The following is a 15,826-nucleotide window of genomic DNA, read 5'->3' as shown; positions in this document are numbered from 1 at the left end:
GGGCCAGTCGTCCCTTTTGCCTTTGATCGCCCCGGGAGAAAGCCAGCGCAGATTCGCGCGTTCGCGGGGCGGCGGGGTTTTTCGAATTCCTCCCTCAGGGAGGATCGAAGGAACCGTCGTCGAACGGCCGCGCCGTCTCCGGCAGGTTCGGGTCCAGCAGCTGGCTGACGCGCAGTTCGGCCTGCTCGAGCGCGTTCTGGCAGTTGCGGTACAGCGCGATGCCGCGCTCGAACGACTGCAGCGAATCGTCGAGGCTGAGTTCGCCCTGTTCCATGCGCACGACGAGCTGTTCGAGCTCGTCGAGCGACTGCTCGAAGCGGGCGACCTGCGAGGCTTCCGGAGCGTTCTGCGACATGGGCGCGAACGCTAGCACGCACTTTCGCGATCGTCCACGATTCGCGCGCGCCGCGGCGGCTTCATGCGGCGGCGTCCGCCGTCGTCCATTCCAGCCGCGTATCCGCGCCGGCCAGGCGTTCGGTGCCGCGCTCGCTGCGCCACAGGTCGGCGACCGCGATCAGCGCGTCGCCCGATTCGCCCGGCTCGAACACCAGCGGCAGCCGGCCGCGCTGCCACGGCGGAATGCCCGCTTCCTGGAACAGGTCGCGCAGTTCGCGCGTGGGGCCGCCGCCGGCCAGGCGCAGGCTTTCGCCGCCGCGGCGGAAGCGCACGGCGAGCGGCGGGTCGATGCGTCGCGGCGTGCCGTCGGGACCGACCAGACGCAGCCGGCCGAGGCCGTTGGGAAGCTCCAGTTCGCTGCCGTCGAAGCGGCCGCTCCAGTCCGAGATGGGCAGCTGCAGCGGCGCCAGCGCGTAGAGCAGGTCGCGATAGCGCCGCACCTCGACGCCGGGCCAGCGCACGCAAGGTTGCCGGTCCTCGCCGGCCTCGCCCAGCTGCCGCACCAGCTCGGCGGCCTGGTACTGCGTGGGTTCGGGCAGCGCCAGCGAGCGCAGCCAGCGGCGCAGCACCGGATCGCGCAGCGCGCGCGGCAGCGCCAGCCACTGGCGATGATGCAGGGTGGCCGGGTCCAGTCCCTGCGTGCGCGCCAGCGCGCGCTCGGCTTCGGCATCGATGAAGTCGGCGGCGTCGCGCGCCCAGGTCGCGCTCTGCGCCATGCTGGCCTCCGCCTCCGGCCAGCGCCGCACGATGCCCGGCAGCACCTGCATGCGCAGGTAGTTGCGGTCGATGGTCGGATCGGCGTTGCTCGGATCCTGGATCCAGCTCAGCTTGTGGCGGTCGGCGTATTCGCGCAGCGCGGCGCGCGGAATTGACAGCAGCGGACGCCAGGCGCGGCCGCGGCCGAACGGGCGCAGCGTGCGCATCGCGCCGATGCCTTCCGGCCCGGCGCCGCGCAGCAGCTTCAGCAGCACCGTTTCGGCCTGGTCGCCGCGGTGGTGGGCGAGGGCGAGGATCTCGTCCGTCGCGAGCAGCGCCTCGATCGCGCCGTAGCGCGCGCGGCGCGCACTGGCTTCCAGGCCCAGGCCCGGCACGCGCGCGACGTCGACTGCGCGCACGACCAGCTCGACCTCGAGCGCCTGCGCGAACTCGCGGCACTGGCGCGACCAGCTCGCGCTGTCGCCGTGCAGGCCGTGATCGACGTGCACGGCACGCAGCCCGCGATCGCGCGCGGCCGCGGACTGCGCCAGCGCGTGCAGCAGCACGCTCGAATCCAGGCCGCCGCTGAACGCGGCGAGCAGGGCGCCCGGCGGCAGCTCGGCGAGCCCGGAATCGATCAGTTCGCGGATGCGGCGGACCGGCATCGCGACGTCAGCGCAGCGTCCGCCGCGACGGCGTCAGTTCCACGAGCAGACGACCTTGCCGCAGTTGCCCGAGTCCATCAGGTCGAAGCCCTTCTGGAAGTCGTCGATGTGGATCTGGTGCGTGAGCACCTTCTGCAGCGGGAAGCCGGTCAGCACCATCTGCGTCATCTTGTACCAGGTCTCGTACATGCGCCGGCCGTAGATGCCGTGCAGCACCAGTCCCTTGAAGATGACCTTGTCCCAGTCGATGCCGGCGCCGTTCGGAAGAATTCCGAGCAGGGCGACCTTGCCGCCGTGGTACATGCAGTCGAGCATGTCGTTGAACGCGCGCGGGTTGCCGCTCATCTCCAGTGCGACGTCGAAGCCCTCCATGTGCAGGTCCTTCATGACCTCCTTGACCGACTGCTTGGAGACGTTGACCACGCGCGTCGCGCCCATGTCGGCGGCGAGCTTGAGGCGGTAGTCGTTGACGTCGGTGACCACGACGTTGCGCGCGCCCACGTGCTTGCAGATGCCGGCGGCGATGATGCCGATCGGGCCGGCGCCGGTGATCAGCACGTCCTCGCCGATGACGTCGAACTCCAGCGCGCAGTGCGCGGCGTTGCCGTACGGGTCGAAGAAGGCGGCCAGTTCGCTCGGGATCTGGTCCGGGATCGGCCACAGGTTCGAGGCCGGCACGGCGACGTACTCGGCGAACGCGCCGTTGCGGTTGACGCCGATGCCGACGGTGTTCGGGCACAGGTGCTGCTTGCCGGCGCGGCAGTTGCGGCAGACGCCGCAGACGATGTGGCCCTCGGCCGAGACGCGCTGGCCGAGCTGGTAGCCGCGCACGGCGGCGCCGATGTCGACGATGCGGCCGACGAACTCGTGGCCGATCACCAGCCCCGGCTTGATCACGCGCTGCGACCATTCGTCCCATTTGTAGATGTGCAGGTCGGTGCCGCAGATCGCGGTCTTCTCCAGCTTGACCAGCACGTCGTTGGGGCCGATCTCCGGCACCGGAACCTCTTCCATCCAGATGCCGCGCGCGGCTTCGCGCTTGACCAGGGCCTTCATCATCGCTTGCGACATCGTTCGTTCCTGCGGAGGGGTTCGAGAGGGCGGCGATTATAGTTCCGCCGGCTGCGCGTTCCTTAGAATCGCGCGATGAATCCGATCGACCGGCGCCCGTGCGCAATCTTCCTGATGGGGCCGACCGCGTCCGGCAAGACCGCGCTCGCCTGCGCGCTGGCCGAACGCTTCGCGCTGCAGCTGGTCAGCGTGGATTCCGCGCTGGTCTATCGCGGCCTGGACATCGGCACGGCCAAGCCCGACGCGGCGACGCTGGCGCGCCATCCGCACCGGCTGATCGACATCCGCGATCCGTCGCAGCCGTACTCGGCGGCCGAATTCCGCGCCGACGCACTGGTTGCGATGGAGGAGATCACGCGCGCGGGCTCGACGCCGCTGCTGGTCGGCGGCACCGGGCTGTATTTCCGTGCGCTCGAGTACGGGCTGTCGGCGCTGCCGGAAGCGGACCCCGGCGTGCGTGCACGCCTGGCCGAGGAGGCGGCGCGCTCCGGCTGGCCGGCCCTGCACGCGCGGCTGGCCGCGGTCGATGCGCCGGCGGCCGCGCGCATCCGGCCGAACGACGCGCAGCGCATCCAGCGCGCGCTCGAGGTGATCGAGCTGACCGGGCGCCCGCTCAGCGCGCAGCAGGAAGGACGGCGCGAGCGCCCGCCGTGGCGGATCCTCAAGCTGGCCCTGCTGCCGGCCGATCGCGCGCCCCTGCACGCGGCGATCGCCGCGCGCTTCGAGGCCATGCTCGGGGCCGGTTTCGTCGAGGAGGCGCGGCGGGTGCTGGCCGAAGTCGGGCCGCAGTTCGACCTGCCGGCGATGCGCGCCGTGGGCTATCGCCAGATCTGGCCGTACCTGGCCGGCGAGATCGGGCGCGGGGAATTCGTCCAGCGCGCAATTTTTGCAACGCGACAACTCGCCAAACGCCAGGTCACCTGGCTGCGCAGCGAGCTCGATGCGCGCATTTTCACGCCAAATGGAGCCGATTTGACCGAACATGCGGCCCGCGCGGTCAGCGATTTCCTGCCCTGAAGCGCCCGGAACGCGACTCCGGTCGTTTTCTTTGTCGGAACAAATCGTTAAGATTCACGCTTGGCTGAACGCGGGTTGAATCGGGCGTTGCGCGGAGAACTCCTCCATTGATGCGCCGCGTGACTTTTTGCCGGTTCGCGAATTTCGTTGCTCGGAGAAGAAGACCATGTCCAAGGGGCAGTCGTTGCAGGATCCGTTTTTGAACGCATTGCGCCGTGAGCGCGTGCCGGTGTCGATCTATCTGGTGAACGGAATCAAGCTGCAGGGAACGGTGGAGTCGTTCGACCAGTTCGTCGTGCTGCTGCGCAATACCGTCAGCCAGATGGTCTACAAGCACGCCATCTCGACCGTGGTGCCGTCGCGCAACGTGCGCGTCGGCGGCCCCCAGGAAGGCGGTGCCGCCGCCGCTGGTGGGCACGCGGTGGCGGTGGACGCCACCGACGAGCCGGCCTGAGGCGGGCGTCCGGCTTGAATTCGTCCTTGCCGGACGCATTCAAGCCGTTCCCAACCGAGGGCTAGTCTCCTGTTCGAACGATCCAGAAAAGGCGAGCGAGCGCTGCTGCTGCAGCCGCAGGCGCCGGGCCGGCACGATCCGCTCGCGCTGGAAGAATTCGGTGAACTGGCGCGTTCGGCCGGCGCCAGCGTCGTCGGCTCGCTGAACGCGCGCGTCGAGCGGCCCAATCCGCGTTATTTCGTCGGCGAGGGCAAGGCCGAGGAGCTGAAGGAGCAGAAGCAGGCGCTCGACGCCGACCTGATCCTGGTCAACCACGCGCTCAGCCCGGTGCAGGAGCGCAACCTCGAGAAGCTCACCCAGTGCCGCGTGGTCGACCGCACCGGCCTCATTCTCGACATCTTCGCGCAGCGCGCGCGCTCGCACGAAGGCAAACTGCAGGTCGAACTGGCCCAGCTCAAGCACATGTCCACGCGCCTGGTGCGCGGCTGGACCCATCTCGAGCGCCAGCGCGGCGGTTCGATCGGCCTGCGCGGCCCCGGCGAAACCCAGCTCGAGCTCGATCGCCGGCTGCTCGGCGAGCGCGTCAAGCAGCTGCAGAAGCGCATGGACAAAGTCGAGATGCAGCGCGCCACCGCGCGCCGCTCGCGCCAGCGCAATGCGCTGCCGGTGGTGGCCCTGGTCGGCTACACGAACGCCGGCAAGTCGACCCTGTTCAATGCGCTGACCGGTTCGGGCGTCTACGCCGCCGACCAGCTGTTCGCCACGCTCGATCCGACCCTGCGCCGGCTCGACGGACTCGACTGCGGCCCGGTCCTGCTCGCCGACACGGTCGGCTTCATCCGCGACCTGCCGCACGATCTGGTGGCCGCGTTCCGCTCGACCCTGGCCGAGGCGCGCGACGCGGATCTGCTGCTGCACGTGGTCGACGCCTCGGACCCGGAGCGCGACGAGCGCATCGCCGACGTCGAAGCGGTGCTGGCCGAGATCGGCGCCGCCGACCTGCCGCAGGTGCTGGTCTACAACAAGATCGACCTGCTTCACGCCGACGTCTCCGACGACGGAGGCGAGGAAGCCTCCGCCGACGGCCTCTCTTCGAGTTCCGCGGCGCCGGAGCCGGCGTACCGGCTGGACTACATCGACGGCGGCGAATTGCCGCGCGCCTGGGTATCGGCGATGAGCGGCGCCGGCATCGACGGCCTGCTGCGCGCGATCGAGCATCGCCTGGGCAGCGAGCGCGTGCGCGCCGAGCTGCAGCTGCCCTCGTCGGCCGGCCGCCTGCGCGCGCGCCTGCACGCGCAGGGCCTGGTCGCCGGCGAGCACGCCGACGAGCACGGCTGGCGCATCCGCATCGACGCGCCGCGCACGCTGGTCGAACCCCTGTTCGGCCTGCCCGACGGCGACGGCGAATGGCTGCGCGGCGAGCTGGCCGGCTCCTTGCTTGCCGCGGTGGATGGGGCTACCTACAATCGGGCGACAACGGCGGTGTAGCCTGTGCGGTCGTCGAGCGGCTCCTGCGACCTTCCCTGATCGTTTTCTCCACAGCATGGTCGCGGCGGCCCGCAAGGGACCTCGTCCGCGATGCCGGAAGCGACCGTTCCCGGCCGCACTTTTCAGCGAAGTCCAAATCAGTGAAGCTCACAGGGTCGGCAAGATCGCCGGCGGCGAGGTAGCGAGTAATGGCGTGGAATGAACCCGGCGGCGGCAAGCAACGCGATCCCTGGCGCGACAATGGCGGCGGCAACGGCGGCGGCCCGGATCTGGACGCGCTGACCCGGCGCCTGCGCGAATTCTTCAACCGCCTGTTCGGCGGTGGCGGCGGCGGTCCCGGCGTGGCCGTGGTGGCGATGCTGCTGGTGTGGCTGGCGTTCGACAGCGTGGCGCTGATCAAGGCCGGCGAGTCGGGCGTCGTGCTGCGCTTCGGCGAGGTCGCGCGCCTGATGACGCCGGGCATCAACTTCAAGCTGCCGCGGCCGATCGAGACGCTCTACAAGGTCAACGTCGGCGGCGTGCGCACGACCAACGCGCAGGTCCGCATGCTAACCCGCGACGAGAACATCGTGCTGATCGACTTCAACGTGCAGTACCTCGTCACCGATCCGCAGAAGGTGCTGTTCGGCGTGCGCGATCCGGACGGCACGCTCGGCCAGGCCGCCGAGAGCGCGGTGCGTTCGGTCGTCGGCGGCAGCACGATGGACACCATCCTGTCCGGCCAGCGCGCGGAGCTGATCACGCGCGCCAAGCAGCAGCTGCAGGCGACGCTGGACCAGTACAAGACCGGACTGACGGTGAACGCGCTGAACTTCCAGAACGTGCGCCCGCCGCAGGAGGTCAAGGACGCGTTCGACGATGCCAGCCGCGCGCTGCAGGACAAGCAGCGGCTGGAAGAGGAAGCCAAGGCCTACGCCAGCAAGGTGGTGCCCGAGGCGCGCGGCGACGCCGCGACCGCACGCGCCGAGGCCGAAGGCTACAAGAGCGAGCGCATCGCGCGCGCCGAGGGCGACGCGCAGCGCTTCAACCTGGTGCAGGGGCAGTACCGCCTCGCGCCGGAGGTCACGCGCAAGCGCATGTACCTGGAAACGATGCAGGAAGTGCTCTCGCAGACGCCGAAGATCATCGATTTCTCCGCCGGCAAGAACATTCTTTCGCTGCCGGCCTCGCCGGAGGTCCGCGCCGTCGTGCCGGGCGCCGCGGGCACCACGGTGGTATCGCCGGAAACCGGCAAGGGAGGCCGCTGATGCGTTTGGCTACCGTGGTAATCGTGCTGGCGGCGCTGTTCATCGCGGCCAGCTCGGCGTTCGTCGTGCGTGCCGACCAGACCGCGATCCTGCTGCAGTTCGGCCGCATCGTGAAGAGCAGCTACGATCCGGGGCTGCATTTCAAGATTCCGCTGATGCAGCAGGTGCAGCGCTTCGACAAGCGCATCCTGACGCTCGAGTCGGCGCCCGAGCGCTACCTGACGTCGGAGAAGAAGGACGTCAACATCGACTTCTTCGTCAAGTGGCGCATTGCCGACGCGGCCAAGTTCTACGTCTCGGTCGCCGGCGACGAAGGGCTGGCGCAGAAGCGCGTGGTGCCGTTCGTGATGGACGGCCTGCGTACCGCGGTCAATTCCAAGACCCTGCAGGAGCTGGTTTCCGGCGGTCGCTCCGACCTCACCCAGAGCCTGATCACCGAGGCGAACCGCGCCACCGAAGGACTCGGCATCGAGGTCATCGACCTGCGCATCAAGCGCATCGACCTGCCCGAGGACGGCACCGTGATCGGCTCGGTCTACGAGCGCATGCGCTCGGAGCGCAAGAAGGTCGCCAACCAGCTGCGCGCCGAAGGCGAGGAAGTGTCACGCACGATCAAGGCCGACGCCGACCGCCAGGTGCAGGTGATCAACGCCGAGGCCTACCGCGACGCGGAGAAGACGCGCGGCGAGGGCGACGCTGCGGCCTCGCAGGCGTATGCGGCCGCGTACGGGCGCGATGCCGAGTTCTACGCGTTCTATCGCAGCCTGGAGGCGTACCGCGAGGCGTTCGCGACGCCGAACGGCATGCTCGTGCTCGATCCGAAGACCGAGTTCCTGCGTTATCTGCAAGAAAGCAAGTGAGCGAGCTGGCCGCGGCGCTGTGCCTGGTCCTCGTGTTCGAGGGCCTATTCCTGTTCGCCGCCCCGCGCCTGTGGAAACGCATGGCCGAACAGATGCAACAAATCGATCCACGTTCGATGCGTATGATCGGCGGCGCGATGGTGCTGGTCGGCCTGATCGCGCTGAAGGTCGTGCATTGAGCGGAGCCGGGATTGGAGGTTGGGTGTGTGCGAAAGCGCCCCGTTTCCGGAGGCCGGTTCAAGAATGGTTGGAAGTCTCTCGCTGAGGAAATCATGGGCAAGTCAGTCGTAATTCTCGGCGCGCAGTGGGGCGACGAAGGCAAGGGCAAGATCGTCGACCTGCTGACGCAGGACATCGGCGCGGTCGTGCGCTTCCAGGGCGGCCATAACGCGGGCCACACCCTGGTCATCAAGGGCAAGAAGACCGTCCTGCACCTGATTCCGTCCGGCATCCTGCGCGACGACGCGCTGTGCCTGATCGGCAACGGCGTGGTGCTCTCGCCGGCTGCGCTGCGCAAGGAGATCGAAGAGCTCGAGGCGAGCGGCATCGACGTGCGGTCGCGTCTGAAGATCAGCCCGGCGACGCCGCTGATCATGCCGTACCACATCGCGCTCGATCAGGCGCGCGAGAAGGCCGCCGGCGGCAAGGCGATCGGCACCACCGGTCGCGGCATCGGCCCGGCCTACGAGGACAAGGTCGCGCGCCGCGGCATCCGCGTCGCCGACCTGCACTATCCCGAGCAGCTCGGCGAGCTTCTGCGCACGGCGCTGGACTACCACAACTTCGTGCTGACCCAGTACCTCGGCGCCGAGGCGATCGATTTCCAGCAGACCTACGACGAAGCGCTGGCGTTCGGCGAATACGTCGAGCCGATGAAATCCGACGTCGCCGGCCTGCTGCACGAGCTGCGCAAGCAGGGCAAGCGCGTGCTGTTCGAGGGCGCGCAGGGCGCGCTGCTCGACATCGACCACGGCACCTATCCGTACGTGACCTCGTCGAACACCACCATCGGCGGCGCGCTGGCCGGCACCGGCGTCGGCGCGGACACGATCGACTACGTGCTCGGCATCGCCAAGGCCTACGCGACGCGCGTCGGCGGCGGTCCGTTCCCGACCGAGCTGCACGACGAGATCGGCCAGGGCATCCGCGACCGCGGCCAGGAATACGGCGCCTCGACCGGGCGTCCGCGCCGCTGCGGCTGGATGGACATCGTCGCGCTCAAGCGCGCGGTCGCGATCAACGGCATCACCGGCCTGTGCATCACCAAGCTCGACATCCTCGACGGGATGGACAAGCTCAACATCTGCATCGCCTACGAATACCGCGGCAAGCGCACCGAATACGCGCCGCTGGACGCCGCCGGCTGGGAGGAGTGCACGCCGGTCTACCTCGAATTCCCGGGCTGGCAGGAATCCACCCACGGCATCACCGAGTGGGACAAGCTGCCGCCGGCCGCGCGCGCCTACCTGCGCGCGCTCGAGGAACTGGCCGGATGCCCGCTGGCGATCGTCAGCACCGGTCCGGACCGCGACGCCAACATCGTCCTGCGCGATCCGTTCTCCTGAGCGATCAGCGGACGAGAAGGCAGTCGCAACGGGGAAATGTATCGAATTCTTGACATTTAGTATTGAATGTCTAGTATTCGATACATGGATACGCAGACGTTGCTCGCCCGGTTCGGCACGGCCTTGCGCACGGCACGCCGGAATCGCGGCCTGACCCAGGCCAATCTCGCCGCCCTGGCCGGCCTGCCGCGCCTGAAGATCATCCAGATCGAGCAGGGCGACGCTTCCGTATCGGTCGGCGCCTACGCCGCCGTCGCCGCCGCGCTCGGCTTCGAGTTCGCGCTGTCGCCGGCGCGGCGTCCGACGCTCGAGGAAATGCCAGGGCTTCTCGATGACGGCCGGCCGTAACCCGCTCGCGATCAACCACCTCGCCGTCGCGACGCCGCAAGGCGCGAGCGGCACGCTGGCGCAGGAGGACGGTCGATTCCTGTTCGGCTACGTGCGCGAGGCCTCGCGCGCCGCGGAGATCAGCCTGTTGATGCCGTACCGCATCGCGCAGTACGAGAGCCGCGAACTGCATCCGATCTTCCAGATGAACCTGCCGGAAGGCTACGTGCTGGAGCGCCTGCGCAACCGCGTGGCGAAGGCCGCACCGGTCGATCCGATGCTGCTGCTGGCGCTGACCGGACGCGAGGCCTCGATCGGGCGCGTCCGCGTGGAGGCGCCGGAAGACCTATCGAAGGCTCTCGGCCTGGCGCCCGGCGAGGGGCGTGGCGAGCGGCTGGAGGAGATTCTGGCCTGGGAAGGCGCGGGCAGCCTGTTCGACGAGCTGGCGCAGCGCTATTTGTTCCGCACGGGAATCTCGGGCGTGCAGCCGAAGCTGCTGGTGCCCGAGGCGTTGCCGCCGGGAAAGGTCTCGCTGGCGACGTCGGACCTGATCGTGAAGAGCGGCGGCGGCGACTACCCGGGCCTGGCGGTCAACGAGTTCGTCTGCATGTGCGCACTGCGCCGCGCCGGCGTGCCGGTGCCGGAGTTCTTTCTGTCCGCCGATCGCGAACTGTTCGTCATGCGTCGCTTCGACCGTGCTGCCGACGGCGCCGCGCTCGGCTTCGAGGAAATGGCGGTGTTGATGGGCAAGGGCGCCGCGCAGAAATACGAAGGGAGTTACGAGCAGGTCGCGCGCGTCGTCGAGATGTTTTGCGCTCCGCAACGCCGCCTCGCCGCCCTGGCGCAGTTGTTCGACCAGATCGCGCTGTCGTGCATCCTCGGCAACGGCGATGCGCACCTGAAGAATTTCGGCGTGCTCTACACGGATCCGACGTCGGAGGACGTGTGGGCGGCACCGGCCTACGACGTCGTCAACACGACTGCCTACATTCCCCAAGACAGCCTCGCGCTGACGCTCGGCGGCTCCAAGAGCTTCTTCGCCGCGCGCCTGCACCTGCTCGACTTCGGCGAGCGCTGCGGCGTGGCCGAACCCCGCCGGCGCATCCAATTCCTGATCGGCGCCGTCGAGGAGGAGATGGCTGCGCAGAGGGAACTGCTCGCGGGCGAACCTGCAGTCGGGAGCGGCATTCGCCGCGCCTTCGAGAACTTCTCGCGCGGCTTTTGAAGGTCTAGCCTTCGCGCAGCACCATCAGCCGCCGCTCGGTCATGTCCTCCATCGCGTAGCGCACGCCTTCGCGGCCCAGGCCGGAGCGCTTCACGCCGCCGTAGGGCATGTTGTCGACGCGGAAGCTTGGTACGTCGTTGACCACGACGCCGCCGGTTTCCAGCTCGTCCCACGCGCGCATCGCGTGCGCCAGATCGTGGGTGAACACGCCGGCCTGCAGGCCGTAGTCGGAGTCGTTGACGCGTGCGAGCGCCTCGTCGAAATCGGCGAACGGGGCGAGCGTGACGACGGGGCCGAACGCTTCGAGCGCATTGAGCCTGGCCTCGCGCGGCACGTTCTCGAGCACGCTGGCCTCGAGGCGGTTGCTTTCGCGCCGTCCGCCGCACAGCAGCTTCGCGCCGGCCTTGCGTGCCTCGCCTATCCATTCCTCCAGCCGCTTCGCGCTGGCCTCGTCGATCAGCGGGCCGAGGAAGGTGTCGCGGCGCTTCGGGTCGCCGACCTTGAGCCGCTTCGTCGCGGCGACGAAGCGCTTGCGCAGCTCGGCGTACAGCGACTCGTGCGCGAAGATGCGCTGCACCTTGATGCAGCTCTGGCCGGACTGGTAGTACGCACCGAAGATCAGCCGCTCGACGACGCGATCCAGACTCGCGCGCTGGTCCGCGTCGACGATCGCGGCCGCGTTGCCGCCGAGTTCGAGCACGACCTTCTTGCGCCCGGCCTTCGCCTTGAGTTCCCAGCCGACCTGTCCGCCGGTGAACGAGAGCAGCTTCAGGCGTTCGTCGCTGACGAACGGGCCGGCGTCCTCGATGCGGCAGGGCAGGATCGAGAAGGCGCCCTTCGGCAGGTCGGTCTCGGCCAGGATCTCGCCGATGATCAGCGCGCCGACCGGCGTCTTCTCCGACGGCTTGAGCACGAACGGGCAGCCGGCGGCGATCGCCGGCGCGACCTTGTGCGCGACCAGGTTCAGCGGGAAGTTGAACGGCGTGATGAACGAGCACGGCCCGATCGGCACGCGCTGCACGAAGCCGCGATAGCCGGCGGCGCGCGCGGAGATTTCCAGGTTCATCACCTCGCCGTCGATGCGCACGGCTTCCTCGGCGGCGACCTTGAAGGTGTCGATCAGGCGCGTGACCTCGCCCTCGGCGTCGCGGATCGGCTTGCCGGCCTCGATGCACAGCGCGAGGGCGAGTTCGTCGTGGCGTTCGCGGAAACGCGCCACGCAGTGTTCGAGCACGGCCTGGCGCGCGTACGGCGGCAGCTTGCGCATCGGCGCGGCGGCGTCCGCCGCGGCTGCGATGGCGCGCTCGATCGCTTTCGCGTCGGCGAGGGCGACGCGCGTGGCGACGCGGCCGGAATGCTTGTCGCGCACGTCGAGCGCGGCGTTCGGCGAACGCGCGCGATTGGCGAGGTAGTAGGGGTAGGTCTTGGCGAGCATGGCGGTGACTCGATGCAGGGGAAGGGCACGCGGCGTGGCCGCGTCGCGATTTTCCGCCGTGCGCGCCGCCGCCTCGAACCGCGCGGTGCGAAGCGCTGCGCGATGCGACGCACAACGGGATTTCGCGCACTCGGGAGCATACTCGAATCGAACGATCGTTCGATCGGATTCGAGAAGGGGTTCTCATGTTGACGTTCACATTCCGGCGCGCGCTGCCCGTCGCCGTCGCCCTTGCGCTTTCGCTTCCGTCGCAGGCGCAGACCGTTTCCGCCCCGCAGCTGAGCGGGCCCGGCAAGATTTCCTACGACTCGCGCGGCATGCCGACGATCCAGGCCGGCAGCGACGACGATGTCGCGTTCCTGCAGGGCTACGCGCACGCGCAGGCGCGCTTCTTCCAGATGGACCTCACGCGGCGCCAGGTCAGCGGCACGCTGTCCGCGCTGGTCGGCGCTTCGCAGCTGGCCAACGACGTGCAATCGCGCACGCTCGGCCTGCGCCGCGCCGCCGAACGCAGCTGGGCGGCGATGTCCGACGATACGCGCGGCTGGATCGCCGCCTACGCGGCCGGCGTGAACCAGTGGCTGGCGACGAATCCGCTACCGCCCGAATACGCCGCGCTCGACCTCACGCGCGCCGATCCGTGGACGCCGGTCGACACGCTGTGCGTCGGCAAGGGCCTGGCCTACCAGCTCTCGTTCGATCTCGACATCGACGCGACGATCCAGCTCGGCGCCTATCAGCAGGCCGGCGAGGCCGGCGGCTTCGACGGCACCGCGCTGTTCTTCGGCGACGTGCATCGTTCCGCGCCGGCCGACGACCGCGTGACGGTTCCCGGCTTCCAGCCCGGCGCCGCGGGCGCACCGGCGGCACCGAAGTCGGAAGCCGCGCAGCGGATCGGCCGCATCGATCCGGTCACCGTCGGCCTCGCGCGCGACTACCGCGCGCGCATCGCCGGCAATCCGCTGTTCGAGAAGGCGCTGGCCGGCCGCGACACGCCGATCGGCAGCAACGAATGGGTCGTCTCCGGCTCGCTCACCGCTTCGGGCAAGCCGATCCTGTCGAACGACCCGCACCTGAGCCTGTCGCTGGCGCCGGTGTTCATGGAGCAGCACCTGTACTCGACCGAGCAGCGCGACGGCCGGGCGATGGACGTGACCGGCGTGACCGTGCCCGGCGCGCCCGGCGTGATCCAGGGCTGCAACCAGACCGTGTGCTGGGGCACCACGACGAACTCGCTCGACGTCACCGACGTGTTCCAGGAGACGCTGCGCCTGAACACCTACGGCCTGCCGGTGGCGATCGTGCACGACGGTGTCGACGAGCCGCTGGAGTGGATCTTCCAGAGCTACTACGTCAACCGCATGGATGGCACGCCCGACAACGTCGTGCGCGACACCTCGCTCGGCTACAGCGACGGCGCGATCACCCTGGTCGTGCCCCGGCGCAACAACGGCCCGATCGTGCAGATCGACAGCGCCAACGCGCAGGGCCTGTCGATCGCCTACACCGGCTTCGGCGCGACGCAGGAGATCGAATCGTTCCGCCGCATCAACCGCGCCTCGAACCTCGACGAATTCCGCGACGCGCTGACCTATTTCGACTTCGGCTCGCAGAACTTTGCCTACGCCGACACGGCCGGCAACATCGCCTATTTCACCAGCGCCGAGGCGCCGGTCCGTACCGACCTGCAGACCGACGGTGCGCCCGGCGGCGGCCGTCCGCCGTGGCTGATCCGCGACGGCTCCGGCGCGCTCAAGCACGACTGGATGCCGGTCGCGAACCGGCAGTCGAATCAGGCCACCCCGTACGAGGTGCTGCCGGCGGACGAAATGCCGTTCACGATCAATCCGGCCAGCGGCTACTTCGCCAACGCCAACAACGATCCGATCGGCTTCTCGCTCGACAACAATCCGCTCAACCAGCTGCGCCCCGGCGGCGGCCTGTACTACCTCGACTGGGGCGGCGCCTCGTCGCTGCGCATGGGCCGCATCGATCGCCAGATCCAGGCCTTCAAGGAGGCGGGGCACAAGATCACGCCGGCCGACATGCAGGCGCTGCAGGCGAACACGAAGGCGCTCGACGCGGAACTGGTCCTGCCGCACCTGCTGGCGGCCTACGACCATGCGAAGGCGAGCGGGGCGCCGGAAGCGCTCGCGCAGCTGGCCGCCTCGCCGGGCGTGGAGGAGGCGATCGAACGCCTGCGCGCCTGGGACTACTCCACGCCGACCGGCATCGCCGAAGGCTACGACGCCGGCGACAATCCGCTCGCGCTGGCGCCGCCGGGGCAGCCGGAAATCGACGCCAGCGTCGCCGCGACGATCTGGGCGACGTGGCGCAGCCAAGTCCTTCGCAGCACGATCGACGCGACGCTGACCAGCGCCGGGCTCGGCGACCATCTGCCGAGCGCGGGTCTCGCGTTCAACGGGCTTAAGTTCCTGCTCGAGAACTTCGATGCCCTGCAGGGCAGGGGCGCATCCGGACTGCCGTTCTTCGCCGGCTCCGCCGACGTGGCGGCGCAGGATGCGTCCGTCGCGCGCGATCTCGCCCTGCTCGGCAGCCTGTCGGAGTCGTTGAAGGCGCTGGGCATGGAGGGCTTCGCGCCGGCCTTCGGCGGCTCGACGAACCTGGCCGACTACCGCTGGGGCCGCCTGCACCGCATCGTGTTCGACCATCCGCTCGGCGGACCGTTCAGTATCCCGGGCCAGAACGGCATTCCCAGTCCGTACGGCTTCACCGATCTCGCCGAAGGCCTGCCCGGCATCGCGCGCGACGGCGCCTGGGAAACCGTCAACGTGGGCAACTACGACCTGCGCGCGAACGGTGCCAACGGCTTCCTGTTCGGCTCCGGTTCGGCGCGCCGCTTCGTCGGCGAGATGACGGCGACGGTCGGTGCCTGGGAAGTGATTCCGGGCGGCAACTCCGGCGTGCTCGGCAGTCCGAACTACGCCGATCAGCTGCCGCTGTGGCTGACCGGCCACTACCACGATCTGCCGATTCCGGCCGCCGCGGCGGTCGCCGCCGCCGACTCGACGCTGAACTTCGAACCTTGATCCGGACTCCGGCGCCGCCTTCCGGCGGCGCCGGCCGAGTCGCGCGCGCACTCGCTTTTTTCCGCACGGGCGTTGTCTACGAAGAAAAAAGTACGAAGAGAAGGTTAGATTTCCGTTCGCGTTACTTCGTCGTTACCTCGACGTTACCCGCTCGTGCCGACAGGCGCCGGCTCCCTCCCTAGATTCGTCTCCGGTCCCCGCACCCTGCGGGCGGCGCGTCGCCGGGCACCCCGAGAGCTCTTCGCCGACGTCGCTCGCAGCCGTGCGGGGACCCACCCCGGTCCCGGGCCGCGGCGCGGGCTTCCGTTCGAATCGACTCGCCAGGGAATC

14 protein-coding genes are annotated in these 15,826 nt (G+C 69.1%); 10 read left to right on the top strand and 4 right to left on the bottom strand.

The window, feature by feature from the left end; all coding sequences use genetic code 11:
• Window positions 1-94: 94 nt before the first annotated feature.
• The 3 genes from ACFO6Q_RS09805 to tdh form a co-directional block, all read right to left on the bottom strand.
• Window positions 95-355 (bottom strand): exodeoxyribonuclease VII small subunit, encoded by a 261-nt coding sequence (locus tag ACFO6Q_RS09805; protein WP_380020489.1) that lies wholly within the window; start codon window positions 353-355, stop codon window positions 95-97.
• A gap of 61 nt (window positions 356-416) precedes the next feature.
• A complete protein-coding gene (gene tilS / locus ACFO6Q_RS09800; protein ID WP_380020487.1) occupies window positions 417-1,757 on the bottom strand; it encodes a tRNA lysidine(34) synthetase TilS in 1,341 nt (446 codons plus the stop codon).
• A 33-nt stretch (window positions 1,758-1,790) separates the two neighbouring features.
• Complete coding sequence (tdh, locus tag ACFO6Q_RS09795) at window positions 1,791-2,828, bottom strand: L-threonine 3-dehydrogenase (RefSeq protein WP_380020486.1); 1,038 nt, start codon at window positions 2,826-2,828, stop codon at window positions 1,791-1,793.
• 75 nt (window positions 2,829-2,903) lie between these two features.
• Here tdh and miaA point away from each other — a divergent pair, with 75 nt between their 5' ends.
• The 9 genes from miaA to ACFO6Q_RS09750 all read left to right on the top strand — a co-directional run bounded on the left by miaA (window position 2,904) and on the right by ACFO6Q_RS09750 (window position 11,011).
• The gene (gene miaA, locus ACFO6Q_RS09790; RefSeq protein WP_380020484.1) at window positions 2,904-3,845 is read left to right on the top strand and encodes a tRNA (adenosine(37)-N6)-dimethylallyltransferase MiaA; all 942 of its coding nucleotides are present in this window, start codon (window positions 2,904-2,906) and stop codon (window positions 3,843-3,845) included.
• A gap of 166 nt (window positions 3,846-4,011) precedes the next feature.
• Window positions 4,012-4,299 (top strand): RNA chaperone Hfq, encoded by a 288-nt coding sequence (hfq, locus tag ACFO6Q_RS09785; protein WP_380020483.1) that lies wholly within the window; start codon window positions 4,012-4,014, stop codon window positions 4,297-4,299.
• Window positions 4,300-4,368: 69 nt separating this feature from the next.
• Complete coding sequence (gene hflX / locus ACFO6Q_RS09780) at window positions 4,369-5,787, top strand: ribosome rescue GTPase HflX (RefSeq protein ID WP_380020727.1); 1,419 nt, start codon at window positions 4,369-4,371, stop codon at window positions 5,785-5,787.
• Window positions 5,788-5,975: 188 nt separating this feature from the next.
• Window positions 5,976-7,034 (top strand): FtsH protease activity modulator HflK, encoded by a 1,059-nt coding sequence (hflK, locus tag ACFO6Q_RS09775; RefSeq protein ID WP_380020482.1) that lies wholly within the window; start codon window positions 5,976-5,978, stop codon window positions 7,032-7,034.
• A complete protein-coding gene (hflC, locus tag ACFO6Q_RS09770) occupies window positions 7,034-7,894 on the top strand; it encodes a protease modulator HflC (protein WP_380020480.1) in 861 nt (286 codons plus the stop codon). The genes hflK and hflC overlap by 1 nt, the downstream gene beginning before the upstream one ends.
• Window positions 7,891-8,073 carry a DUF2065 domain-containing protein gene (locus ACFO6Q_RS09765; protein ID WP_380020479.1) on the top strand — a complete coding sequence of 61 codons (183 nt, stop codon included), beginning with the start codon at window positions 7,891-7,893 and terminating at the stop codon, window positions 8,071-8,073. The genes hflC and ACFO6Q_RS09765 overlap by 4 nt, the downstream gene beginning before the upstream one ends.
• A 93-nt stretch (window positions 8,074-8,166) precedes the next feature.
• Window positions 8,167-9,459, top strand: coding sequence for an adenylosuccinate synthase (locus ACFO6Q_RS09760; RefSeq protein ID WP_380020477.1), 1,293 nt, complete (start codon window positions 8,167-8,169; stop codon window positions 9,457-9,459).
• An 84-nt stretch (window positions 9,460-9,543) separates the two neighbouring features.
• The gene (locus tag ACFO6Q_RS09755; RefSeq protein WP_380020475.1) at window positions 9,544-9,807 is read left to right on the top strand and encodes a helix-turn-helix domain-containing protein; all 264 of its coding nucleotides are present in this window, start codon (window positions 9,544-9,546) and stop codon (window positions 9,805-9,807) included.
• On the top strand, window positions 9,791-11,011 hold the full coding sequence (locus tag ACFO6Q_RS09750; protein WP_380020474.1) for a type II toxin-antitoxin system HipA family toxin: 1,221 nt from the start codon (window positions 9,791-9,793) through the stop codon (window positions 11,009-11,011). Before ACFO6Q_RS09755 ends, ACFO6Q_RS09750 begins: the two co-directional genes overlap by 17 nt.
• A gap of 4 nt (window positions 11,012-11,015) precedes the next feature.
• On the opposite strand, the gene ACFO6Q_RS09745 is transcribed toward ACFO6Q_RS09750, so the two are convergent.
• A complete protein-coding gene (locus tag ACFO6Q_RS09745) occupies window positions 11,016-12,446 on the bottom strand; it encodes an aldehyde dehydrogenase family protein (protein ID WP_380020473.1) in 1,431 nt (476 codons plus the stop codon).
• A gap of 185 nt (window positions 12,447-12,631) precedes the next feature.
• Here ACFO6Q_RS09745 and ACFO6Q_RS09740 point away from each other — a divergent pair, with 185 nt between their 5' ends.
• Complete coding sequence (locus ACFO6Q_RS09740; RefSeq protein WP_380020472.1) at window positions 12,632-15,496, top strand: penicillin acylase family protein; 2,865 nt, start codon at window positions 12,632-12,634, stop codon at window positions 15,494-15,496.
• Window positions 15,497-15,826: the final 330 nt, after the last annotated feature.

This window comes from Dokdonella ginsengisoli, assembly GCF_042652785.1.
Classification (GTDB): Bacteria; Pseudomonadota; Gammaproteobacteria; order Xanthomonadales; family Rhodanobacteraceae; genus Dokdonella_A; species Dokdonella_A ginsengisoli.
This window is presented reverse-complemented; position numbering and strand designations above follow the sequence as displayed.